Below are 23,117 nucleotides of genomic sequence, written 5' to 3' on the forward strand. Positions count from 1 at the left end.
CGCGATCTGACCTCGCCAACAATACTGACGTGTTGTGTCGCTGAAGGAACGGCGGCTCCCCTGCTGAAACGGGATTTCAGCCAAAACGTATGGGGCAAAATAACGCGTGGATTGGGGGCCGCCATGACACTCATTGTTACCGCTTAACGTTGAGCGGAAACACCGTATTGCAAATGCAAATAATTATCAATGCGATTATTAATTGCATTACTAAACCATTCAGTCAGATGAAAGTGGCTCTGGCGGGGATCAGGCAGGTTTTTACAACAGGAGTGCAAATAAAGAGGGGCACATAAATGTGCCCCCTGTTTGGTATTAACGCTGATAGATGATTTCGACACCTTCGTCGTCATCTTCGTCCCAGTCGTCATCCCACTCTTCATCGTCTTCAACCGGAATTTCAGCTTCCGCCAGTTGCTCACGATGATAGTCGTCCCACATAAACTCGACTTTCTCGGGTTTTTTCTCTTCTTCCGGCGCTTCTTTCGGGTTAGCAATGATAAATGACATCACATCCCAGCACAGCGTATTAACGCCCGCGCGGTTCGCCGCTGAGATCAGATAGTACTTATCATCCCAGCCCAGCGCGTCAGCAATCGCTTTCGCCCGTGCTGCGGCTTCTTCGTCATCCAGCAAGTCGACTTTATTGAACACCAGCCAGCGCGGTTTCTGGAACAGCTTTTCGCTATATTTTTCCAGTTCGCCGACAATGATACGGGCATTTTCAATCGGATCGGATTCATCGATTGGCGCCAGGTCGATAAGGTGTAACAGAACGCGACAACGCTCAAGGTGCTTCAGGAAGCGAATCCCCAGACCAGCACCTTCCGCAGCGCCTTCAATCAGGCCAGGGATATCAGCGATAACAAAGCTTTTCTCGCTGTCCATACGCACCACACCAAGGCTTGGCACCAGCGTGGTAAACGGATAGTCCGCTACTTTTGGCTTAGCGGCGGAAACCGCGCGGATAAAGGTCGATTTACCGGCGTTAGGCAGGCCAAGCATCCCCACGTCCGCCAGCAGCATCAGCTCTAACTGCAGATCGCGCTTCTCACCGGCAGTACCCATGGTTTTCTGACGTGGTGTACGGTTAATGGAAGATTTAAAGCGGGTATTTCCCAGACCGTGCCAGCCGCCTTTCGCCACCATGGTTTTCTGCTCATGGCGCGTCATATCACCAATGGTTTCACCGGTGCCCTGATCGATAATACGGGTGCCAACCGGCACTTTGATCACAATATCTTTACCACGTTTGCCGGTGCAGTCACGGCTTTGGCCATTCTGGCCACGTTCAGCGCGGAAAGCTTTCTCGAAACGGTAATCGATTAAGGTATTCAGGTTTTCATCGGCGACCATATAGACGTCACCGCCATCCCCGCCGTCGCCACCATCAGGGCCGCCATTAGGGATATATTTTTCACGACGGAAGCTTACACAGCCATTACCGCCGTCACCGGCAGATACCAGAATTGTCGCTTCATCTACAAACTTCATTTTACTTCTCCGTAACTCATTCGCCCGCTGACCGGAGCGGTGGCACCGGGACGGGTTTGTTCCGCTGAGGCCACAAGCGATGACCAATTGCGGAAAACATGGCGCCAGCCACCACCCCTGTCGCGCCGATATAACCCAACAGATTGAGTATCGGTGCCGCGAAAAAGTCGGGCCAGGCCAGCGATAATAATTCTGAAAACAGCAGCGTAAATCAGAGGGTCAACGTTACTAAGGCGCTGACCTGCGCCGCCTGCCAGCGCGCCATAGCTGGCGGCCGCAAAACAACAGGCAAACCATTTGCCAGCCATCGGGCTGCAGTAATTTAGTCAGCTACGCCAATGGCAATAAGAATACAGTACATAAAGTGTACAGTAAAAACAGAATTTGCTGTGAGTCGGGACAGCGCAGCAAAACTTTTTTGCGTCACCCCATAAATGTAAAAAGCCCCGCAACAAATGCGGGGCTTATCTTCGTCAGTTAAAGCCGTTTTATGCAGAGCGGCTTATGACGCGAAAACCTTACTCAGCAACGATGCTGATATACTTACGGTTGTTCGGGCCTTTAACTTCGAATTTGACCTTGCCGTTTGCAGTTGCAAACAGGGTGTGGTCACGACCGCAACCTACATTGCTGCCAGCGTGGAATTTGGTGCCACGTTGACGAACGATGATGCTACCAGCCAGAACTGATTCGCCACCGAAACGCTTAACGCCGAGGCGTTTTGCATTGGAATCGCGACCGTTACGAGTGGAGCCGCCAGCCTTTTTATGTGCCATTTGTCAGATCTCCTCTTAGGCGCTGATGCCAGTGATTTTCACATCAGTGAACCACTGACGATGGCCTTGCTGCTTACGGTGGTGTTTACGACGACGAAACTTAACGATCTTAATTTTCTCGCCACGACCGTGAGCAACGATTTCTGCTTTGATCAGGCCACCAGATACTAATGGTGCGCCGATCTGAACGTCTTCGCCGTTTGCAATCATCAGAACCTGGTCGAACTCAATGGTTTCGCCGGTTGCGATGTCCAGCTTTTCCAGGCGAACGGTCTGACCTTCGCTTACTCGGTGTTGTTTACCACCACTTTGGAAAACCGCGTACATATAAAACTCCGCTTTCCGCGCTTGCCTTCTTTTAATTTTCAGGCGGCGCTATAAATATTCACAATAGGGCGCGAATTCTACGCAAATTCCGTGCAGTTGACAAGAGTCCAATGCAAAGGATTGCAGAAAAAAAACGCAGCGTGATTGTGGGCGTTTATCCGCCTCGTTTTTCAAGTACAATCTGTAATACATTACTTGCCGCGAGCACGAACTAAGGCGCTTATCATAACCCTGAATAGTTCAGGTTGCAGTAAGGCGGCCAACCCGTGAATCCGCAGAAGCACAGATAACACTGTGACTGGGGTGAGCGGGTGCAGCCAACGCACCGGCAGCTTGAAATATAACGGGTATAGCAGTGAACAGAGCGATAGCTGAACAGACTGATGAACTTAGAACAGATAAATGAATTAACCGCGCAGGATATGGCGGCCGTCAACGAGACAATCCTCGAACAACTGAATTCAGATGTTTCTCTCATCAATCAGTTGGGATATTACATCATCAGCGGAGGGGGAAAACGTATTCGCCCGATGATCGCTGTGCTCGCCGCACGCGCCATCAACTATACGGGCAAGCAGCACATCACCGTGGCTGCATTGATCGAATTTATTCACACCGCAACGCTGTTGCACGACGATGTGGTGGATGAATCCGATATGCGTCGTGGTAAAGCCACCGCCAATGCCGCATTTGGCAATGCCGCCAGCGTACTGGTGGGCGATTTCATCTACACACGCGCTTTCCAGATGATGACCAGCCTTGGCTCATTACGCGTGCTGGCGCTGATGTCAGAAGCGGTTAACGTCATTGCAGAAGGCGAAGTTCTGCAACTGATGAACTGTAACGATCCCGATATCACTGAAGAGAGTTATATGCGGGTGATTTACAGCAAAACTGCGCGCTTATTTGAAGCTGCGGCGCAATCGTCGGCGATCCTCGCCGATGCCAGCGAGGCGCAGGAAAAGGCGCTGCAGGACTATGGACGCTATATCGGCACGGCTTTTCAGCTGATTGACGATCTGCTGGACTACAGCGCAGATGGTCAGACGCTGGGCAAAAATGTCGGTGACGACCTCAGCGAAGGCAAGCCTACGCTGCCGCTGCTTCATGCGATGCAGCACGGTAACCCTGAACAGGCGATGATGATTCGCCAAGCCATCGAAGAGGGTAATGGTCGCCATTTACTGGAACCAGTTCTGGAAACTATGCGTCAATGTGGTTCGCTGGAATGGACGCGCAGCCGCGCTGAACAGGAAGCGGATAAAGCCATTGCAGCTTTAAAAGCGCTGCCTGAATCACCGTCGCGCAGTGCGCTGGAAGCACTGGCTCATATGTCAGTACAGCGCGAGTTCTGATTTATCCGGGGAGCGTTCAGGCGTTCCCCGCTCCTCTCCTCCCGCGAATGTTGTTGCAACGATTTTCATCTCTTCTGCGCGCCAATACACAATCCTTCTTTTCGCCTCAAATTTTACTGGAATTTCATAGTCAATAATTGCTATAAAATATCCAGTAACATCAGTCAGGCTTATCACTGATTTCAATAAATGGACTTATTTAATGAAGGATTGCTTATGAGTACAAGAAACAAAGACTGGCACTCAGCAGATATTATTGCCGCATTACGCAAACGTGGAACGTCGCTTGCCGCAGTCTCCCGACAGGCGGGGTTAAGTTCTTCGACCTTAGCCAATGCCCTTACCCGTCCCTGGCCAAAAGGAGAATGGCTGATTGCGGACGCCATTGAAATACATCCGGCAGTAATTTGGCCCAGCCGTTACTACAACAGCAAAACGCAGGAACTTATCAACCGCAAAAAGCTGATACGCGTCAGTAACAGCAGAGAGATATAACGCTTTCGCGCCAGTTCTTATGCTGGCACTTTTACAAAATCCCCCATACTGCTCTGCAACTGGTGCCACGAATTGTCCCGGCTCGGCTTATGCCTGCGTGGATTAGGAGCCGGAGCGAAGATATCAATCTGCGGGGATGCCAACCCGGACGACAGGATTCGATCAAATGGATATGACAACCACACCTCATGATGCTGTTTTTAAAACATTTCTTACTCATACGTCAACCGCCAGGGATTTTCTGCAGACCCACCTGCCAGCAGAACTGCTGCAGTACTGCAACCTGCAGACCCTGCAGCTGGCCTCAGGAAGCTTTATCGAAAAAGAGTTGCGGGCACTTTACTCTGATGTCCTCTACTCAATGAAAGCAGGCAACGGCGAAGGTTATATTTATTGTCTGATTGAACATCAAAGTTCGCCCGACAAGCATATGACTTTACGGCTGATGCGCTATGCCTTAGCGGCAATGCAACGGCACGTAGATCAAGGCCACGATAAACCACCACTGGTTATTCCGATCCTTTTCTATCACGGCCAGAGCAGCCCTTATCCATACCCGATGAACTGGCTGCAACAATTTGATGACCCCGAGCTGGCCAGCCGGCTTTATAACAGCGATTTTCCGCTGGTCGACGTCACGGTGATCCCCGATGATGTAATAAAAACGCATAAGCGGGGAGCAACGCTCGAATTTATGCAAAAACATTGCCGTACCCAACAAAAAATCGACGATTTTGGTGAGAAACTGCTTATGCTGATACAAAGTAATGACCATACGGAACAGCAGATTAAAGCATCAATTTTTTACCAAATGTTGACAAGAAGCGCAGATGACATGCAAGTTCTTATACGCATACTGACGCAAGAACTACCTCAATATAAGGAGATAACTATGACTTTTGCAGAAATGATGCATCAGAAAGGATGGGACGAAGGACACGAGGAAGGACGCGAGGAAGGACGACAGCAAATGCAGCAAGAGAAGCTGCAAATCGCCCGCACCATGCTGTTTGAAGGGCTGGCCCCTGCGCTGGTGATGAAGGTGACCGGCCTGACCGCTGATGAGCTAAAATACTCCGAGACAGCAATGGCCTGACCACCGGTATCATAAAACCCTGTTGCCCATTGTATGGGCAACAGGATTAACGATTATTCGCCGCTAATGCGTTGAATATTCGCGCCCATCGCCATCAGCTTATCTTCGATATGCTCATAGCCGCGGTCGATATGGTAGATACGATCAACGATGGTAGTGCCTTCCGCAATACAACCCGCCAGTACCAGGCTTGCTGAAGCACGCAGATCCGTTGCCATTACCTGCGCGCCAGACAGCGTCTCGGTGCCGTAGCAAATTACCGTATTACTCTCGATTTCCGCATGAGCGCCCATACGAATCAGCTCAGGCACATGCATAAAGCGGTTTTCGAAGATAGTTTCGGTAATCACACCGGTGCCCTCGGCTACCAGATTTAGCAGAGTGAACTGCGCCTGCATATCGGTCGGGAAGCCAGGATGTGGCGCAGTACGCAGCGTTACCGCTTTCGGGCGCTTGCCATGCATATCCAGGCTGATCCAATCGTCGCCGGTTTCAATCTCGGCACCGGCTTCACGCAGCTTGGCCAGCACCGCATCCAGCGTATCTGGCTGCGTATTGTGACACACCACCTTGCCGCGAGAGATCGCCGCAGCCACGAGGAAAGTACCGGTTTCGATACGATCGGGCAGCACACGATAAACACCGCCACCTAAACGCTCAACGCCTTCAATGGTAATACGATCGCTACCTGCACCACTGATTTTCGCGCCAAGCGTATTCAGGAAGTTCGCCGTATCGACAATTTCCGGCTCACGCGCGGCATTCTCAATCACGGTAGTGCCGGTCGCCAGCGTGGCGGCGCTCATGATGGTCACCGTAGCGCCAACGCTGACTTTGTCCATTACGATATGCGCGCCTTTCAGGCGGCCATCAACGGAAGCTTTGACATAGCCCTCTTCCAGTTTGATTTCCGCGCCCAGCTGCTCCAGGCCGGTAATATGCAGGTCAACCGGACGCGCGCCAATCGCGCAACCACCCGGCAATGAAACCTGACCCTGGCCAAAACGCGCCACCAGCGGGCCTAACGCCCAGATAGATGCACGCATGGTTTTCACCAGGTCGTAAGGGGCGCAGAAAATATTGACGTCGCTGGCATCGAGATGCACCGACCCGTTACGTTCCGCTTTAACACCCAGCTGGCTAAGCAGCTTCATGGTGGTATCAATGTCCTTCAGTTTCGGGACATTCTGAATCTCTACCGGCTCTTCCGCCAGCAGAGCGGCGAACAGGATCGGCAGTGCAGCATTTTTAGCGCCGGAGATTGTCACTTCACCACTCAGCCGGGTCGGACCCTGTACACGAAATTTATCCATTGCAACTGCTCTCTGTTGTCAGAAACATAAACGGCTGTTCGCCGGCTTCACTTGTAAGCCACGCTGATACAGCTTAAAAACCGTTTAGCTTACGGTCGCGCGCCCACTCGGCAGGCGTATAGGTCTTGATTGAAACCGCATGAATGCGGTTGTCCGCAATATATTCCATCAGCGGCGCATACACAGCCTGCTGCTTTTTCACACGGCTCAGTTCCGCAAACATCTCGCCAACGGCGACCACCTGAAAATGGCTGCCATCACCCGTGACATGAACTTCTTCTAACGGTAACGCGCTCATCAGCACGGACTGAATTTCACTATTTTCCATGAGGCTCTAATTCGGTTGATAATAAACAGGGTGACATAGTAGTAGAAACGGCATTTATCTTAAACAAGCAAAAAGCCCCTGAGGTCTCAGAGGCTTTCTTTACCACTGGCTAATCGCTACGAGTCAGCCGGGGAAACAATGATTTGCTGCAAATTATACAGGTTGATTAACGACAATAATTTATCGGTAACACCGGTAAACAGCGGCGTTTTCCCCTGCTGTTGCAGCATCTGACGCAGATGGACCAGCAACGCCAGTCCGGCAGAATCGACCCGCTCCAGTGCTGACACATCGATTGTATCGATCTGTTTCATCACGGTTTCCCGCTGCTGCCATAATGCCAGCAGCGTCTCACGATCCAGTTCGCCTTGCAGACTCAGGGTTGAGGCTTCAACCCGCCAGCTCAGTTGTTCTGTCATTATTTCTGCTGATCCAGGGTAATACGCTGACCAGCATAGGACTTCAGCTGCTCAGTCAAACCATCAATCCCTTTCTGACGCAGGGTATCGCTCCACTCATTCTGTTTGGTGGTGATCATACTGATGCCTTCCGCGATCATGTCATACGCCTGCCAGTCGCCAGTGCGCGAGTTTTTACGCCACTGGAAATCAAGGCGTACCGGCGCACGCCCGTTAGGATCAATAATCGAAACGCGGATTGCCACAATAGTGGCGTCACCCACCGGCTGCTCTGGCGCGATCTGATAAGTCTGGCCGTTATACATCGCCAGCGCCTGACCATAAGCCTGCTCAAGATAAGCGCCAAACGCTTTGAAATAGGCATCACGCTGAGCCGGGGTCGCATCTTTATAGTAGCGACCTAATACCAGCGCACCGGCGTATTTGATCTGCACATAAGGCAGCAGCTCTTCGCGCACAATCTGGCGCAGATAATCCGGATTTTGCTTGATTTTGGGTTGTTCGTTTTTCAGACGCGTAAAGGTTTTAGCCGCCGCTTCCTGCATCAGTTTGTAAGGGTTGCTCTGGTCAGCTGCTGTCGCCGCCAGCGGTACGATGGCCAGCATCGCGACCATTAATAAACGTTTAAACATGCGTTGTTACCTCTTATGGTTGTTCAGGTGCAGCGGGTGCGGGCTGCGCAGCGGATTCTTCCTGCGGATGCTTGCTCTTATCCGCGCTATCTCCGCTCTTATACAGGAACTGACCGATCAGGTCCTCAAGCACCATCGCTGACTTGGTATCCTGCAGCGTGTCGCCATCTTTTAGCATCGCGGTGCCCATTTCGGGATCGTCAAAACCGACGTTCAGGGCTAAAAACTGCTCGCCCAACAGGCCTGAAGTGCGAATCGCCAGCGAACTGGTATCCGGAATCGCATTATACTGCTCTTCAATATCCATGGTGACGCGTGGCGAATAGGTTTTCGGATCGAGACTGATATCCGACACCCGTCCAATCACCACTCCACCAATTTTCACCGGCGAGCTTTTTTTCAGTCCGCCGATATTGTCAAAAGTGGCATACAGTTTCCAGGTTGGCTGGGTTCCCAGCGATTGCACATCAGCAACGCGCAGGCAGAGAAACACAATGGCGCCCAGCGCCAGCAGCATAAACAGGCCTACCCAAATTTCACTTTTCTTGCTTTGCATTGAATCAGTTCCCAAACATCAGTGCCGTCAGCACAAAGTCTATACCGAGCACCGCCAGTGATGAATGCACTACCGTGCGCGTTGTCGCCCGACTAATTCCTTCCGAGGTCGGAATCGCGTCGTAACCGTTAAACAGCGCGATCCACATCACCGTAAAAGCAAATACGGCGCTTTTAATCACGCAGTTGATAATATCGGTGCGGAAATCGACCGCATTCTGCATCGCCGACCAGAAGAAGCCACTGTCGATACCTTTCCAGTTAACTCCCACCAGCGAACCACCCCAGATACCGACGGCGGTAAAAATCAGCGCCAGCAGCGGCATACTGATAAAGCCCGCCCAGAAGCGCGGTGAAACCACCCGCCGCAGCGGATCGACCGCCATCATCTCCATGCTGGAGAGCTGCTCAGTGGCTTTCATCAGGCCGATTTCAGCCGTCAGCGCCGAACCGGCGCGGCCGGCAAACAGCAATGCAGTGACCACCGGTCCCAGCTCACGCAACAGCGATAAAGCCACCAGCATGCCGAGGCTGCTTTCAGCGCTGTAGGTGGTCAGCACCAGATAGCCCTGCAATCCCAGCACCATGCCGATAAACAGCCCGGATACCACAATAATTAACAATGAAAGCACACCGACGCTATAGAGCTGTTTAATCAGCAGCGGCGCGTGCTTACGAAACTCAGGTTTGCCCGCGAGGGCATGAAATAGCATCAGTCCGGCACGACCAAAGGAGGCAAAAGTATTAATGCCCTTTCGCCCGAATGATGCCAGTACAGGTCTTAACATCAGTTGGTTAGCTCCCTGAACCGACTAAATCGGTAAGGTAATCCCCTGCGGGAAAACGGAAAGGCACCGGTCCATCAGCAATGCCATCAATAAACTGGCGCACCCGCGCATCCTCATTGTTATCAAGATCGCCAGGCGTGCCGTGCGCGATAATCTTTTGTCCCGCAACAATATAGGCGTAATCGGCAATGCTCAATACCTCTGGCACATCATGTGAAACCACAATGCAGGTCACACCCAGCGAGTTGTTGAGTTCATCGATCAGTTTCACCAGCACGCCCATGGTGATCGGATCCTGACCGACAAAGGGTTCATCAAACATAATCAGTTCAGGTTCAAGGGCTATTGCACGCGCCAGCGCAGCACGGCGCGCCATACCGCCGGAAAGTTCAGAGGGCTTCAGCCTGGCGGCGCCACGCAATCCTACCGCTTCCAGCTTCATCATCACCGTGCTGTGCAGCAGCGGTTTCGGCAGGCGAGTGTGTTCACGCAACGGCCAGGCGACATTTTCATAGACCGTTAAGTCGGTAAACAGTGCGCCGGACTGAAACAGCATGCTCATTTTTTTACGCGTTTCATACAGACGTGAACGCGAAAGTGTTGGAATATTCTCGCCATTAAACCAGATTTCACCGGAATCCGGTGGTAACTGACCGCCGATCAGGCGCAAGAGTGTGGTTTTACCAATGCCCGAAGGACCCATAATCGCGGTCACTTTCCCCTTTGGCACTGTCAGCGAGATGTTGTCGAATATAGGCCGGTCGCCGCGCGAGAAACTGACGCCGCGTACATCAACCAAATTCGTTGCCGTCTGGCTCATCGTTAACCCTTCCCAAGTTTTCAGGACTTTAATTTACCGCCAATGGTAGCCTGGTGCAGGCGGCAGCGACTACTTTTACAGAAACTTACCGCTAAAGTGTCGCAATAATTGCCATAGTTGTGTCGCGTAATGGCTTATGCACCATGCAGGCAGACAGCTTAGTTTTACTTTTTGCTCACAGGCCGTCAAAATCACTGCCATTCTCTGTTTTTTTCGCCCAACGTCGAATCAGGCAAGCCGACGATTATACCCGATCAAAGGACTCTTCATGCTTTTAGCTACAGCACTATTAATTATCGGTTTAGTTTTACTGGTATATGGTGCGGATCGTCTGGTGTTTAGTGCGGCAATTTTATGTCGATCGTTGGGAATTCCGCCGTTAATTATTGGTATGACGGTGGTGGGTATCGGCACCTCGCTGCCAGAAATGATTGTCTCTTTCTCTGCCGCCAGCCATGGCCAGATGGATATCGCGGTCGGCACCGCAATGGGTTCCAATATTACCAATATCCTGTTAATTCTTGGCGGCGCGGCGCTGCTGCATCCCCTTACAGTGCATTCAAACCTGGTGCGACGCGAACTGCCGCTAATGCTGCTGGTTACCCTGCTCTGCGGCTTTATGCTGTTTGATGACACCCTGAGTCGCTTCGATGGCCTGGCGCTGATCGCTATCGCCGCAATTTATCTGGCGTTTATTATTAAAATCGCGCGCCGCGCAGAACGCGACAATAACGATACCCTGACTCGCGAGCAGCTGGCCGAGCTGCCGCGCGATGACGCTGGTAATACCGTGGCATTTCTCTGGCTGGCGGTGGCATTGATTATGCTACCGATGTCGACGCGCATGGTGATCGACAATGCCACAGTGATTGCCGACTATCTTGGCGTCAGCGAACTGGTGATTGGTTTAACCATTATTTCGGTCGGTACCAGCCTGCCGGAGCTGGCGACGGTGATTGCCGGCGCATTAAAAGGCGAAGATGATATCGCCATCGGCAACCTGATTGGTTCCAACATTTATAATATTGCTATCGTGCTGGGCATTCCGGCGCTAATCCACCCTGGCGCCATTGATGCCAGCGCTTTCGCCCGCGACTACTGGGTGATGCTGGGCGTCAGCGCCCTGTTTACGCTTATTTGTCTGCAGCGTAGCCGACGTATCGGACGTGCTGCCGGCATGCTGTTACTTTGTGGTTTCATTGGCTGGGTAGCGACGCTGTATCTGCTACCGAACAGCTAAATCTGATTGAAAGGACTGAAAACAATGTCTCATCTCAACCTTGAACCCGGATTTGACTTCCAGCAGGCAGGAAAGGATGTTCTGCGCATTGAACGACTGGGACTGGAGCAGCTCGATCAATATATTAACGAAGACTTTAGCCGTGCCTGTGAAATGATGTTCTGGTGTCAGGGCAAGGTTATCGTAATGGGCATGGGTAAATCAGGCCATATCGGTAAAAAGATGGCCGCAACCTTTGCCAGCACCGGCACGCCGGCGTTTTTTGTGCATCCCGGCGAAGCCAGTCACGGTGATCTCGGTATGGTTACCGCCAATGATATCGTGATTGCGCTGTCCAACTCCGGCGAGTCAAACGAAATCCTGGCGCTGATCCCGGTGCTGAAACGTCAGCACGTGCCACTAATCTGTCTGACCAGTCGGCCGGAAAGCGCAATGGGTCGTGCGGCGGATATCCATTTATGCGTTAAAGTGCCACAGGAAGCCTGTCCGCTGGGGCTGGCGCCAACCTCCAGCACCACTGCGGCGCTGGTGATGGGCGATGCGCTGGCGGTGGCACTGCTGAAAGCGCGCGGTTTTACGGCGGAGGATTTTGCGCTGTCGCATCCTGGCGGCGCGCTGGGGCGTAAATTATTACTGCGCGTCGCGGATATTATGCACGGCGGCGATGAGATACCCCATGTCAGCAAAGACGCCTCCCTGCGTGACGCACTGCTGGAGATCACACGTAAAAACCTCGGCATGACGGTGATTGTCGATGACCTGATGAAAATTGAAGGGATCTTTACCGATGGTGACTTGCGTCGGGTATTTGATATGGGCATCGATTTCCAGAACGCCTCGATTGCCAGCGTGATGACCCCCGGCGGCATTCGCGTGCGCCCGAATATGCTGGCGGTCGATGCATTAAATCTGATGCAAACCAGACACATTACTGCAGTGATGGTTGCCGATGGCGACCAGTTGCTGGGTGTGGTACATATGCATGACATGCTGCGCGCAGGCGTGGTCTGAAAAGGAATCAGCAATAATGAGCCAGACAGAGGCAGTGGTCGATACCTGCTACGGTGCAGTAAGCCAGGAGGTGATGGCGCGTGCCAGACAGATCCGCCTGTTAATATGCGATGTGGACGGAGTAATGTCCGACGGCGTGATTTATATGGGCAATAATGGCGAAGAGCTGAAGGCTTTTAACGTGCGTGATGGCTATGGTATTCGCTGTTTGCTGACCTCGTCGGTAGAAGTGGCTATTATAACCGGCCGCAACGCCAGACTGATGGAAGATCGCTGTAAGACTTTAGGCATTACGCATCTTTACCAGGGACAGTCGGATAAGCTTTTGGCCTTCGGCGAACTTCTGGATAAACTGTCGTTAAGCCCGCAGCAAGTCGCCTATATCGGTGATGATTTAATTGACTGGCCAGTGATGGCTAAAGTGGGGCTCAGCGTGGCGGTAGCGGATGCACATCCGATCCTGCTGCCACGGGCGCATTATGTTACCCGCATCGCTGGCGGCCGCGGTGCGGTACGCGAAATTTGCGATCTGATTCTGATCGCGCAGGATAAGTTTGATGATGCCAAAGGGCAATCTGTATGAGTAGAACCAGGCGTTGGATTACGCTGTTACTGGCGCTGATTGCCATTATTCTGGTGGGCTGGACCCTGACGGGCAATGACGATCAGCCGCAGGTGACCACTAATAATCATGAACCAACCTATACCAGCGCCAACTCCAGCACCGTGGTGTACAACCCGCTGGGCGGCCTGAATTATAAACTGGTTTCCGATAAAGTGACCTACTTTGCCGAAGATGGCGTTAGCTGGTTTGATAATCCGATCATGACCACCTACGACGATAATAAAGTGCCGACATGGTCGGTGCGTTCGGACAAAGCCAAACTGACTAATGACCGTAAACTGTTTCTGTATGGCCATGTCGAAGTGAACAGTCTTACCCAGGACTCTCAACTTGAGCGCATTAAAACCGATAATGCTCAGGTGAACCTGGTGACGCAGGATGTCACATCAGAAGACCAGGTCACCCTTTATGGCAGTAGCTTTAACTCTACCGGTATGAAGATGCGTGGAAATTTACGGACGAAAACTGCCGAGTTGCTTGAAAAGGTCAAAACCTCTTATGAAATTCAAAATGCACAACAATCAAAGCCTTAAGTTACTGCTTATCGGCGCGCTGTTCGCCACCAGCCTTCCCGCCTTCGCCCTGACCGGCGATTCGGAAAAACCGGTCAATATCGACTCGGAAAATCAGGCTCTGGATATGCAGGGCAATGTCGCCACCTTTACCGGCAACGTAATCGTCACCCAGGGCACCATTAAACTTACCGCGGATAAAGTGGTAGTGACACGTCCGGGCGGCGACAGCAATAAAACCATTGTTGATGCCTGGGGCGCACCGGCGACCTTCTATCAGATGCAGGACAACGGTAAACCGGTCAAGGGCCATGCGCAGAAAATGCATTATGAGCTGGCGAAAGATCTGGTGGAGCTGACCGGCAATGCCTATCTTGAGCAGCTCGATAGCAACGTGAAAGGCGATCGCATTACCTATCTGGTGAAAGAGCAGAAAATGCAGGCTTATGGTAGTAGTGGCAAGCGCGTCACCACCGTTCTGGTGCCTTCGCAGCTGCAGGACAAAGGCACGCCGTCTAACGGTCAAAACAAGAGTAACTAATTCGCTATGGCAACATTAATCGCTGAAAACCTGGCGAAGGCCTATAAAGGCCGTCGCGTGGTGGAAGATGTCAGTCTGGAAGTTAAGTCTGGCGAAATCGTCGGTCTGCTCGGCCCCAACGGCGCCGGCAAAACCACCACCTTTTACATGGTGGTGGGCATTGTGCCGCGTGATGCCGGCCGTATTGTGATTGACGACGAAGATATCAGCATTCTGCCGCTGCATGCCCGTGCGCGCCGTGGTATCGGCTATTTACCGCAGGAAGCCTCTATTTTCCGTCGCCTCAGCGTCTACGATAACCTGATGGCGGTGTTGCAGATCCGTGACGACTTAACCAGCGAGCAGCGCGAAGACCGCGCGAAAGAGCTGATGGAAGAGTTTCATATTGAGCATCTGCGCGACAGCATGGGCCAGTCCCTCTCCGGTGGTGAGCGTCGTCGTGTGGAGATCGCGCGGGCGCTGGCGGCCAATCCGAAATTTATCCTGCTGGATGAGCCGTTCGCCGGGGTCGACCCGATTTCAGTGATTGATATTAAGAAAATTATTGAGCATTTGCGTGACAGCGGACTGGGCGTGTTAATCACCGACCACAACGTCCGTGAAACGCTGGCGGTTTGTGAACGGGCTTATATTGTCAGTCAGGGGCGTCTGATTGCCCATGGCACCCCTGAAGAAGTGCTGGCTGATGAACAAGTTAAGCGCGTCTATTTGGGTGAAGAGTTCAGACTCTGATATGGTGTTTGTTTCACGCATGTTTTCTTAGGAATTTGTATCCTGAATATGAAGCAAGGTTTGCAACTCAGGCTTAGCCAACAGCTCGCGATGACGCCGCAATTGCAGCAGGCCATTCGTTTGCTGCAACTTTCTACGCTTGAACTCCAGCAGGAAATACAGCTGGCGCTGGAAAGCAACCCACTGCTTGAGCAAACCGATATCCACGAAGAGATTGATGCACGCGAATACCAGGAGAGTGAAGCTCTTGATACCCGTGAAGCGCTTGAACAGAAGGATATGCCGGAAGAGCTACCGCTTGATGCAACCTGGGATGAAATTTATACCGCAGGCACCCCCTCTGGCACCGGTACCGATTATCATGATGAAGAACTACCGGTTTATCAGGGCGAAACCACGCAGAGCCTGCAGGATTATCTGATGTGGCAGGTGGAACTGACGCCCTTTACCGATACTGACCGCGCCATTGCCACCTCAATTGTCGATGCCATTGATGAGATCGGCTATCTCACCACCAGCCTTGAAGAGATCCGTGACAGCATTGGCGCCGAAGATCTGGCGATTGATGAAGTCGAAGCGGTGCTGAAACGTATCCAGCGCTTCGATCCGATCGGCGTAGGCGCACGCGATCTGCGTGACTGTCTGCTGGTTCAGCTGTCGCAATATCCGGCTGAAACCGCGCTGCTGAAAGAGGCGCGGCTGATCGTCAGCGAACACCTGGATCTGCTGGCCAACCATGATTTCCGCAGCCTGATGCGCGTCACCCGGTTGAAAGAAGATGTGCTGAAAGGCGCGATGATGCTGATCCAGTCACTGGATCCGCGCCCTGGCCAGTCGATCAACACCAGTGAACCCGAATATGTTATCCCGGACGTGCTGGTGCGTAAGATCGGCAATCGCTGGGCAGTCGAGCTGAATGCTGACAGCGTGCCACGACTAAAAATCAACCAACACTACGCCTCACTGGGCGGCGGCACGCGTAGCGACAGCGACAGTCAGTTTATCCGCAGCAACCTGCAGGAAGCCAAATGGCTGATCAAAAGCCTCGAAAGCCGCAACGACACCCTGCTTAAGGTTACGCGCTGCATCGTCGAGCAGCAGCAGGCTTTTTTCGAGCAGGGCGAAGAGTATATGCGCCCGATGGTGCTGGCTGATATCGCCTCCGCCGTCGATATGCATGAATCAACCATTTCCCGCGTGACCACCCAGAAGTACCTTCACAGTCCGCGAGGCATTTTTGAACTGAAGTATTTCTTCTCCAGTCATGTGAATACCGAGGGCGGAGGCGAAGCCTCTTCCACCGCGATCCGCGCGCTGGTGAAGAAGCTTATCTCGGCGGAAAATCCCGCCAAACCGCTGAGCGATAGCAAGTTAACCACTATGCTTTCTGAACAGGGCATCATGGTGGCCCGACGCACTGTCGCAAAGTACCGAGAGTCTTTATCCATCCCGCCATCAAACCAGCGCAAGCAATTAGTTTGATCTGAACTGAGAAGGAAGACACTATGCAGCTAAATATCACTGGGCAACATGTTGAAATTACTGAACCATTACGTGATTTCGTTAATACAAAATTTGCCAAGCTGGAACAGTATTTTGACCGAATAAATCAGGTTTATATTGTTCTGAAAGTGGAGAAAGTCACCCAGGTGGCTGATGCTACGCTGCATGTGAATGGGGGAGAGCTACACGCAACCTCGGAAGCGGTAGATATGTACGCGGCAATTGACGGGCTGATTGATAAACTCGCCCGCCAGTTAACCAGGCATAAAGACAAGTTAAAACAACACTAAATTCACCTTTGCTCGATCGGTAACTGAATAAAGTGCAGGGGCGAATTTATTCGCCCCGTGTCGTTTAATGGGTTGTCGATAATAATTTGCTGCTTTTGCCAGCTGATGGCGAGTAAAGTAAAGCAATGAACCAGCATAAGTGAACACGTAAGTGAAACTATGATGAACAATGATCTAACACTGGAATTAAGCTCTGTACTTAGCGTTGACTGCACCCGCAGCGGCGTACACTGCCAGAGCAAAAAGCGGGCGCTGGAAATTATCAGCGAGTTAGCGGCTAAACAGCTTAACCTTCCGCACCAGACCATCTTCGAAGCGATTCTGACCCGCGAACGTATGGGCAGTACCGGTATCGGTAATGGTATCGCCATCCCGCACGGTAAACTGGAAGAGGATACCCTGCGCGCCGTTGGTGTATTTATCCGCCTTGATCAGCCAATTGCTTTTGATGCAATTGATAATCAGCCAGTGGACCTGCTGTTCGCGCTGCTGGTACCTGCCGATCAGTGTAAAACGCATTTGCACACCCTTTCTCTGGTGGCGAAACGTCTGGCGGATAAAACCATTTGTCGCCGCCTGCGCAGTGCGCAGAGCGATGAAGAGCTGTATGAGATCATGACTGAGAGTCCGGAAGAGAATCACTAGCATTTTTCGGTCGTATTAATCGGGAGAATATTTAATGGTGCTGATGATCGTCAGCGGTCGTTCTGGTTCAGGGAAATCGGTTGCACTGCGCGCACTGGAGGACATGGGTTTTTACTGTGTTGATAACCTGCCGGTGGTGTTGCTGCCTGAATTAGCGAACTCACTGGCCGATCGCAATATGTCTGCGGCGGTCAGCATCGATGTACGTAATATGCCGGAATCGCCAGAAGTGTTTGAGAAGGCGCTAACCAGTCTGCCTGACAGCTTCTCGCCACAGCTGCTGTTTCTCGACGCCGATCGTAACACCCTGATTCGGCGCTACAGCGATACGCGCCGTCTTCATCCCCTCTCCAGTAAGAATTTATCGCTGGAGAGCGCCATTGATGAAGAGAGCGATCTGCTGGAGCCGTTACGGTCCCGCGCCGATCTGATTATCGATACGTCAGAGATGTCAGTGCATGAACTGGCCGAGATGTTGCGTACACGTCTGCTGGGCAAGCGTGAGCGCGAACTGACCATGGTGTTTGAATCTTTCGGCTATAAACACGGGATCCCGATTGATGCGGACTATGTTTTCGACGTCCGCTTTTTGCCGAATCCACACTGGGATCCGAAACTGCGACCGATGACCGGTCTGGATCGTCCGGTTGCGGCGTTCCTCGATCGTCATACCGAAGTGCATAACTTCATCTATCAAACCCGCAGCTATCTTGAGCTCTGGTTGCCGATGCTGGAAACCAACAATCGCAGCTATCTCACGGTGGCGATTGGCTGTACCGGCGGTAAACACCGCTCGGTGTATATTGCCGAGCAGCTGGCAGATTACTTCCGTTCACGCGGTAAAAACGTTCAGTCACGTCATCGCACGCTGGAAAAACGCAAATCATGACCGTAAAGCAAACCGTGGAAATTCAGAACCGGCTGGGGATGCATGCGCGCCCGGCAATGAAGTTATTTGAACTGGTGCAGAGTTTTGACGCCGAAGTGCTGCTGCGCAATGAAGCGGGCACCGAGGCGGAGGCCAGCAGCGTCATTGCGCTGCTGATGCTTGATTCCGCGAAAGGCGGGCATATTGAAATTGAAGCCAGCGGCCCCGATGAAGAACAGGCCCTGCTGGCGGTGATTGAACTGTTTAATGCCGGGTTTGACGAAGATTAACCCCCCCTTACATCTCCGTAGGGGCGGCGTTCTCGCCGCCCGCTGTTTAAATCAATCGAGTTTATGCTCGCGTAAAAAACCTTCGCCACCCAGCTGATTCATCTGGCGGATAATCCATTGCTGGCGCTGGCGCACATAGCCTGAAGGCGCACCCGCTTTAAAGCGTAGCGGACTTGGCAGCACCGCGGCCAGCAATGCCGCCTCAGATTGCGTAAGCTTACTGGCTGGCTTGTGGAAATAGCGTTGCGCGGCCTCTTCGACGCCAAACACCCCGTCGCCAAACTCCGCCACGTTAAGATAGACCGTCAGAATGCGCCGCTTGGTCCATACTACCTCGATACCCAGCGTCAGCCCGGCCTCCAGACCTTTGCGCACCCAACTGCGGCCATCCCACAGAAACATATTTTTCGCCGTCTGCTGTGAAAGCGTGGAAGCGCCACGAATCCGCCCGGATCGCTCGTTATGGTCCATCGCCGAGGCAATGGCATCCATATCAAAACCCCAGTGGGTTGGAAACTTCTGATCTTCTGCCGCCATCACTGCCAGCGGCATCCATGGCGAAATATCATCCATCGCCACCCAGTCGGAGTGGGCAACATACGCAAAATCGCCCTGTAACCATGCGCTGAGCTGGCGTTCCACCATTACTGCCGAGAAAGGCACCGGCAGAAAAGCAAAAATCACGATGCCTGCCATCCACAGCCCCACCACACCCAATACCACGCGTAAAAACCAGTATTTCAGCCGCTGGAACAGCTTTGCTTTGTTCTTTCTCATGCAATCATATCCACCACGGGTCTGACCAGCTTATCGATTTCGCTGGCGGCTTCATCAATCGAATTTGTCAGCATACATGCCGGAGTGGTAACCACCCTGTGTTCTTCATCGACTACAATGTCATTAACCGGACAGGAAACGTGAATTCCGCCCTTCGCTTCAATCACTTCCGCGTAACTGGAATCGGTTCCAATGATAACGCGCAGCGGCTCGTCAGGTAGCGAGGGAATTAATCCAGGTGAAATACTGATGAAACAAATTGGTTTGCGTTGCTTATAAATTTCACATGTAAGCTTTTGCAAATTTTCGTCAACATTGCATTGTCGCCTCTCATTTTCGCCGTAACTGAGGTTTTTGTCCGCGCCAAAGCCTGCTGGTACGATGAGTGGCTTATACTGAACGGAATCAGCTTGATCCAGCGGTAAAATTTCACCCCGTATAATGCGTGATGAATCCTGCAAAACGGTGCAAAACCCGGCGTCCATATTGCCATTAATATGATTAATTACATGGAGTTGCGCCTTACCCCTGGCAAAAAAAGCTGCCTTCACACTGACACGTTCAATGGCCAGCAACCTTAAGCCGGTTTCGTAAACTTTACTGCCACCAAAACCCCCACAACCGCTCAAAATTACACCACTACACGTCATCAATTAATTCCTTACTTGACTGTGTCAGCAAATTAATGTTTTCTGAATGGAAACGCTGCTCCACATCACACATTTTAATGAATCTGGTTACTTGTTTTCCAGGATTTGCTAAGGTGTTTCTAAGCGTTAATCCAATACCGAGCCTGGGCGTCGAGCAAATCGAGTTACTCGAATGATAATCGCGCAGGTCAAATTTTCCCTGGTGTTGGCGCAGTGTATTCGCGCACCCCGGCCTCGGTCGGGGTCATTTTTTTCCAGCGTCCTGAACCCATTCGCGAAGTACCGCCACATCGTGTCGCCACTCCTGTTTCAGTTCATCGATCCATTCCTGCACGTTATCCCACCACGCGGGTAATTCCGGGCTCTGAATCTGTTTCGCCAGCTGTTGCAGATGTTGTAAGCCTACCGATCCGGCGGCGCCTTTAATTTTATGCCCCTCTTCGGCAATCCCTTTCTGATCGCGCGCCATCATATTGGAATCCAGCACTGCCAGATAACCCGGCATCATCTGCTCAAACATCGCCAGGCTTTGATGAATTAACGACGGCCCGACCAGTTCGATATATTGCTGCAGCATCGGTACATCGAGTAACGCCAGTTTTTTCTCATCCACCACACTCTCCTCCGTAGGATAGTCATCCTGATAGTCCCAGTACTTTTTAATCATCGCCGTCAGCGCGGGTACTGCCAGCGGCTTACTCAGGACATCATTCATACCGGCGTCAAGATACTCACGTTTATCTTTCAGCACATTGGCGGTTAACGCCACCAGCGGCGGCAAATGCTGGCCAGCAAAACGTTGATGAATCGCCCGTGCGACGTCCAGTCCGCTCATATCCGGCAGCTGAATATCCAGCAGCACCAGATCAAACTCGTCAGGATCGAACATCTCCAGCGCTTCACCACCGGTCATCGCCACTTCCACACTGTTGCCCAGCTTCTCCAGCACCGAGCGCGCCACCACCACATTCAGTTCGATATCTTCGACCAGCAGCACATGCAGCGCCGGTAACGGCAGCTCATCGTCCGGCTGCTCATCGGCTACCTCTTCCGCCAGCTGCGGCGCGTTAATTTCGACAATAAAGCAGGATCCCTGACCCGGCGCGCTATCGACGGTGATATCACCGCCCATGCTCTGCGCCAGCCGACGCGATACCGCAAGGCCGATGCCGGTACCGGTCGCCGGTTTACCGCCATGCTGATCTTTCACCTGATAATACATGGCGAAGATTTTGTCCTGCTCATCCTGCGGGATACCCATCCCGGAATCCTGCACCTCAAAGCGCAGGCGCTCGCGCTGCGGCTGATAGCTGACCCGCACCACAATCTCACCCTGTTGGGTAAATTTCACTGCATTGCCAATCAGGTTCCACAGGATCTGACGCAGACGCGTGCCGTCGGCAATGATTTGATGCGGCAGAGGCAGTTCCGGCGCCATCACAAACTTCAGCCCTTTCGGCTGGGCCAGCAGGCCGGAAAGGTTTTCCAGGTCGGCGATAAAACCGGTGAAATCGAGCGGCTGATTATCAAGCTGCACCTTACGACGCTCAATTTTATCCATCTCAATCACATCATTGAAAATATTGCCGAGGGTAATTGCGGAGACATGGATAGTTTTCAGGTATTTCAGCTGTTCCTGATTCAAATCGGTATCAAGCAGGATGCGACTCAGGCCCACAATGCCATTAAGCGGCGTACGCAGCTCGTGGCTGATCGTAGAGATAAAGGTGGTCTTCTCCCTGCTGGCATTCTCTAACGCGTCCTGATAGCGCTTACGTTCGGTTATATCGCGTCCGAAGCCCATCAGCCCGCTGCGTTTACCAACGCGGTCGTAATAAGGCACTTTACGAATTTCAAAGCAGGCTTTACGACCATCGGGATACTCCAGCCACTGCTCATAGGTCAGCGACACATTATGGCGGAATACCTTTTCGTCAGTTTCCAGCACCTTGGTGGCTGCCTCGTCGTCATAGACATCTTTCGGCGTCAGGCCGATCAGCTGCTTTTCACTTTTGCCGGTCAGCAGCTCCATCGCACGGTTACAGCCGGAGAACTGTTGATCGATATTGCGATAGAACACCAGGTCAGGCGAAGCATCAAGGAATGAGCGCAGAAAGGAGGATTGCTGTTCCAGTTCGATTTGCGCCTGTTCGCGCCGCGCCATCTCCTCCTTCAGCTTATCCATCACCTGCAGACGCGCCTCCTCCGCTTTAATACGGTCGGCGATCTCCTGGTTAAGCTGAGTGATATTGTCCTGCATCTGCTGATTCAGCTCGAGATCGCGATGGCGCATCTCCTCCAGCTTGTCCACCAGCCGCGCCAGCCGCTGGCGCGACTCCTCCAGCTGCTCAACCACCACCGAGAGGAAATAGACCGCCCAGGGAGTAATCAGCAGCCCGAAGAACACCGAACGCACCATATCGATACTTTCAACGTGGCCGCGCAGCAGCATGGTCACCGCCATCTGCACCACCATCGCCAGCACCACCAGCGCGGAGGCCAGCAGTAATGAAAAGCGTACCAGTCCCAGTTTGACCATCAAATCAACGTAATACTGCGCTAATAACCGAATTTGCTTCATAAACAGCTTCCTTCCTGGTCGATACGCATCATCATATCGCACTTTTACCGCGAACGCGGTGGCGCTGGATCAGCATAACCGGTGGCGAACGCGCACCAAATTGGTGCGAAAGCCGCGTCATTCGCGGCTTTCACGCCTTTACCACAGAAAAGATATTGACTAATTTTGGCAACCGCATAATCTGTTGGGCCGCCTCAGCAAATGAGCGCTTCTGCGTTATTATTGTTTTTCAATGTGATGACCTTGTTGCGTCATCCGGCCTCCCCATATCAAAACGAATAATCATTCATCTTTAGCGATATTTTAATCATGCGCAGCACGATTAATTTTACTAATGATGAGGCGCTATTTGATTCAAATATCCATTCAGTTCAAAAACAGTCTCATCCTGCGGTTTCAGCGCTGTTATCAGCATATAATGCTATAATTGATGTCAGCACCAGCATGGTGCAGG

At 52.2% G+C, this 23,117-nt stretch carries 27 protein-coding genes and 1 pseudogene; 14 read left to right on the forward strand and 14 right to left on the reverse strand.

The window, feature by feature from the left end; all coding sequences use genetic code 11:
* Window positions 1-315: 315 nt before the first annotated feature.
* The 4 genes and pseudogenes from cgtA to rplU form a co-directional block, all read right to left on the reverse strand.
* On the reverse strand, window positions 316-1,494 hold the full coding sequence (gene cgtA / locus J2125_RS08445) for an Obg family GTPase CgtA (protein ID WP_017801444.1): 1,179 nt from the start codon (window positions 1,492-1,494) through the stop codon (window positions 316-318).
* A gap of 16 nt (window positions 1,495-1,510) precedes the next feature.
* Window positions 1,511-1,914, reverse strand: a pseudogene (locus tag J2125_RS24955) (EamA family transporter); the annotation flags it as partial.
* Between the two features lie 98 nt (window positions 1,915-2,012).
* Window positions 2,013-2,270 carry a 50S ribosomal protein L27 gene (gene rpmA / locus J2125_RS08450; RefSeq protein ID WP_017801446.1) on the reverse strand — a complete coding sequence of 86 codons (258 nt, stop codon included), beginning with the start codon at window positions 2,268-2,270 and terminating at the stop codon, window positions 2,013-2,015.
* A gap of 15 nt (window positions 2,271-2,285) precedes the next feature.
* Complete coding sequence (rplU, locus tag J2125_RS08455) at window positions 2,286-2,597, reverse strand: 50S ribosomal protein L21 (protein WP_017801447.1); 312 nt, start codon at window positions 2,595-2,597, stop codon at window positions 2,286-2,288.
* A 383-nt stretch (window positions 2,598-2,980) separates the two neighbouring features.
* Here rplU and ispB point away from each other — a divergent pair, with 383 nt between their 5' ends.
* The 3 genes from ispB (at window position 2,981) to J2125_RS08470 (ending at window position 5,543) form a co-directional block, all read left to right on the forward strand.
* Window positions 2,981-3,952, forward strand: coding sequence for an octaprenyl diphosphate synthase (ispB, locus tag J2125_RS08460; protein ID WP_017801448.1), 972 nt, complete (start codon window positions 2,981-2,983; stop codon window positions 3,950-3,952).
* A 216-nt stretch (window positions 3,953-4,168) separates the two neighbouring features.
* A complete protein-coding gene (locus J2125_RS08465; RefSeq protein ID WP_017801449.1) occupies window positions 4,169-4,447 on the forward strand; it encodes a helix-turn-helix domain-containing protein in 279 nt (92 codons plus the stop codon).
* Between the two features lie 166 nt (window positions 4,448-4,613).
* A complete protein-coding gene (locus J2125_RS08470; protein WP_017801450.1) occupies window positions 4,614-5,543 on the forward strand; it encodes an Rpn family recombination-promoting nuclease/putative transposase in 930 nt (309 codons plus the stop codon).
* 53 nt (window positions 5,544-5,596) lie between these two features.
* On the opposite strand, the gene murA is transcribed toward J2125_RS08470, so the two are convergent.
* From murA to mlaF, 7 genes are all read right to left on the reverse strand, one after another.
* Window positions 5,597-6,856, reverse strand: a complete 1,260-nt coding sequence (gene murA / locus J2125_RS08475) for a UDP-N-acetylglucosamine 1-carboxyvinyltransferase (protein WP_017801451.1) — start codon at window positions 6,854-6,856, stop codon at window positions 5,597-5,599.
* A 73-nt stretch (window positions 6,857-6,929) separates the two neighbouring features.
* On the reverse strand, window positions 6,930-7,184 hold the full coding sequence (gene ibaG / locus J2125_RS08480) for a BolA family iron metabolism protein IbaG (RefSeq protein ID WP_017801452.1): 255 nt from the start codon (window positions 7,182-7,184) through the stop codon (window positions 6,930-6,932).
* 116 nt (window positions 7,185-7,300) lie between these two features.
* On the reverse strand, window positions 7,301-7,603 hold the full coding sequence (gene mlaB, locus J2125_RS08485; protein ID WP_017801453.1) for a lipid asymmetry maintenance protein MlaB: 303 nt from the start codon (window positions 7,601-7,603) through the stop codon (window positions 7,301-7,303).
* A complete protein-coding gene (gene mlaC / locus J2125_RS08490; RefSeq protein WP_017801454.1) occupies window positions 7,603-8,235 on the reverse strand; it encodes a phospholipid-binding protein MlaC in 633 nt (210 codons plus the stop codon). The genes mlaB and mlaC overlap by 1 nt, the downstream gene beginning before the upstream one ends.
* Window positions 8,236-8,248: 13 nt before the next feature.
* Entirely contained in the window at window positions 8,249-8,791 is a 543-nt protein-coding gene (mlaD, locus tag J2125_RS08495) for an outer membrane lipid asymmetry maintenance protein MlaD (RefSeq protein ID WP_017801455.1), read from the reverse strand.
* Between the two features lie 4 nt (window positions 8,792-8,795).
* Window positions 8,796-9,578 (reverse strand): lipid asymmetry maintenance ABC transporter permease subunit MlaE, encoded by a 783-nt coding sequence (mlaE, locus tag J2125_RS08500; protein WP_017801456.1) that lies wholly within the window; start codon window positions 9,576-9,578, stop codon window positions 8,796-8,798.
* A 7-nt stretch (window positions 9,579-9,585) separates the two neighbouring features.
* Window positions 9,586-10,398: a phospholipid ABC transporter ATP-binding protein MlaF gene (mlaF, locus tag J2125_RS08505; protein WP_017801457.1), complete on the reverse strand. Its 813-nt coding sequence runs from the start codon at window positions 10,396-10,398 to the stop codon at window positions 9,586-9,588.
* 268 nt (window positions 10,399-10,666) lie between these two features.
* On the opposite strand from mlaF, the gene J2125_RS08510 reads away from it, so the two are divergent.
* From J2125_RS08510 to npr, 11 genes are all read left to right on the forward strand, one after another.
* The gene (locus J2125_RS08510) at window positions 10,667-11,638 is read left to right on the forward strand and encodes a calcium/sodium antiporter (RefSeq protein ID WP_017801458.1); all 972 of its coding nucleotides are present in this window, start codon (window positions 10,667-10,669) and stop codon (window positions 11,636-11,638) included.
* Window positions 11,639-11,662: 24 nt separating this feature from the next.
* Window positions 11,663-12,649 (forward strand): arabinose-5-phosphate isomerase KdsD, encoded by a 987-nt coding sequence (kdsD, locus tag J2125_RS08515; protein WP_017801459.1) that lies wholly within the window; start codon window positions 11,663-11,665, stop codon window positions 12,647-12,649.
* Window positions 12,650-12,665: 16 nt separating this feature from the next.
* Window positions 12,666-13,232: a 3-deoxy-manno-octulosonate-8-phosphatase KdsC gene (gene kdsC / locus J2125_RS08520; RefSeq protein ID WP_017801460.1), complete on the forward strand. Its 567-nt coding sequence runs from the start codon at window positions 12,666-12,668 to the stop codon at window positions 13,230-13,232.
* A complete protein-coding gene (gene lptC, locus J2125_RS08525; protein WP_017801461.1) occupies window positions 13,229-13,807 on the forward strand; it encodes an LPS export ABC transporter periplasmic protein LptC in 579 nt (192 codons plus the stop codon). Before kdsC ends, lptC begins: the two co-directional genes overlap by 4 nt.
* Window positions 13,773-14,327, forward strand: a complete 555-nt coding sequence (gene lptA, locus J2125_RS08530) for a lipopolysaccharide ABC transporter substrate-binding protein LptA (protein WP_026111743.1) — start codon at window positions 13,773-13,775, stop codon at window positions 14,325-14,327. The genes lptC and lptA overlap by 35 nt, the downstream gene beginning before the upstream one ends.
* 6 nt (window positions 14,328-14,333) lie before the next feature.
* A complete protein-coding gene (lptB, locus tag J2125_RS08535) occupies window positions 14,334-15,059 on the forward strand; it encodes an LPS export ABC transporter ATP-binding protein (RefSeq protein WP_017801463.1) in 726 nt (241 codons plus the stop codon).
* Between the two features lie 48 nt (window positions 15,060-15,107).
* Complete coding sequence (gene rpoN, locus J2125_RS08540; RefSeq protein ID WP_026111744.1) at window positions 15,108-16,541, forward strand: RNA polymerase factor sigma-54; 1,434 nt, start codon at window positions 15,108-15,110, stop codon at window positions 16,539-16,541.
* Window positions 16,542-16,564: 23 nt separating this feature from the next.
* On the forward strand, window positions 16,565-16,852 hold the full coding sequence (gene hpf / locus J2125_RS08545; protein ID WP_017801465.1) for a ribosome hibernation promoting factor: 288 nt from the start codon (window positions 16,565-16,567) through the stop codon (window positions 16,850-16,852).
* A gap of 162 nt (window positions 16,853-17,014) precedes the next feature.
* The gene (gene ptsN / locus J2125_RS08550) at window positions 17,015-17,497 is read left to right on the forward strand and encodes a PTS IIA-like nitrogen regulatory protein PtsN (RefSeq protein WP_026111745.1); all 483 of its coding nucleotides are present in this window, start codon (window positions 17,015-17,017) and stop codon (window positions 17,495-17,497) included.
* A 34-nt stretch (window positions 17,498-17,531) separates the two neighbouring features.
* On the forward strand, window positions 17,532-18,386 hold the full coding sequence (gene rapZ, locus J2125_RS08555) for an RNase adapter RapZ (protein WP_017801467.1): 855 nt from the start codon (window positions 17,532-17,534) through the stop codon (window positions 18,384-18,386).
* Window positions 18,383-18,655 carry a PTS phosphocarrier protein NPr gene (gene npr, locus J2125_RS08560; RefSeq protein WP_017801468.1) on the forward strand — a complete coding sequence of 91 codons (273 nt, stop codon included), beginning with the start codon at window positions 18,383-18,385 and terminating at the stop codon, window positions 18,653-18,655. Before rapZ ends, npr begins: the two co-directional genes overlap by 4 nt.
* A gap of 51 nt (window positions 18,656-18,706) precedes the next feature.
* Here npr and mtgA read toward each other — a convergent pair whose 3' ends face one another.
* The 3 genes from mtgA to arcB all read right to left on the reverse strand — a co-directional run bounded on the left by mtgA (window position 18,707) and on the right by arcB (window position 22,663).
* On the reverse strand, window positions 18,707-19,432 hold the full coding sequence (gene mtgA, locus J2125_RS08565) for a monofunctional biosynthetic peptidoglycan transglycosylase (RefSeq protein WP_017801469.1): 726 nt from the start codon (window positions 19,430-19,432) through the stop codon (window positions 18,707-18,709).
* Entirely contained in the window at window positions 19,429-20,082 is a 654-nt protein-coding gene (elbB, locus tag J2125_RS08570; RefSeq protein WP_017801470.1) for an isoprenoid biosynthesis glyoxalase ElbB, read from the reverse strand. The genes mtgA and elbB overlap by 4 nt, the downstream gene beginning before the upstream one ends.
* Window positions 20,083-20,326: 244 nt before the next feature.
* A complete protein-coding gene (arcB, locus tag J2125_RS08575) occupies window positions 20,327-22,663 on the reverse strand; it encodes an aerobic respiration two-component sensor histidine kinase ArcB (protein ID WP_017801471.1) in 2,337 nt (778 codons plus the stop codon).
* Window positions 22,664-23,117: the final 454 nt, after the last annotated feature.

It is taken from the genome of Winslowiella toletana (assembly GCF_017875465.1).
Classification (GTDB): domain Bacteria; phylum Pseudomonadota; class Gammaproteobacteria; order Enterobacterales; family Enterobacteriaceae; genus Erwinia; species Erwinia toletana.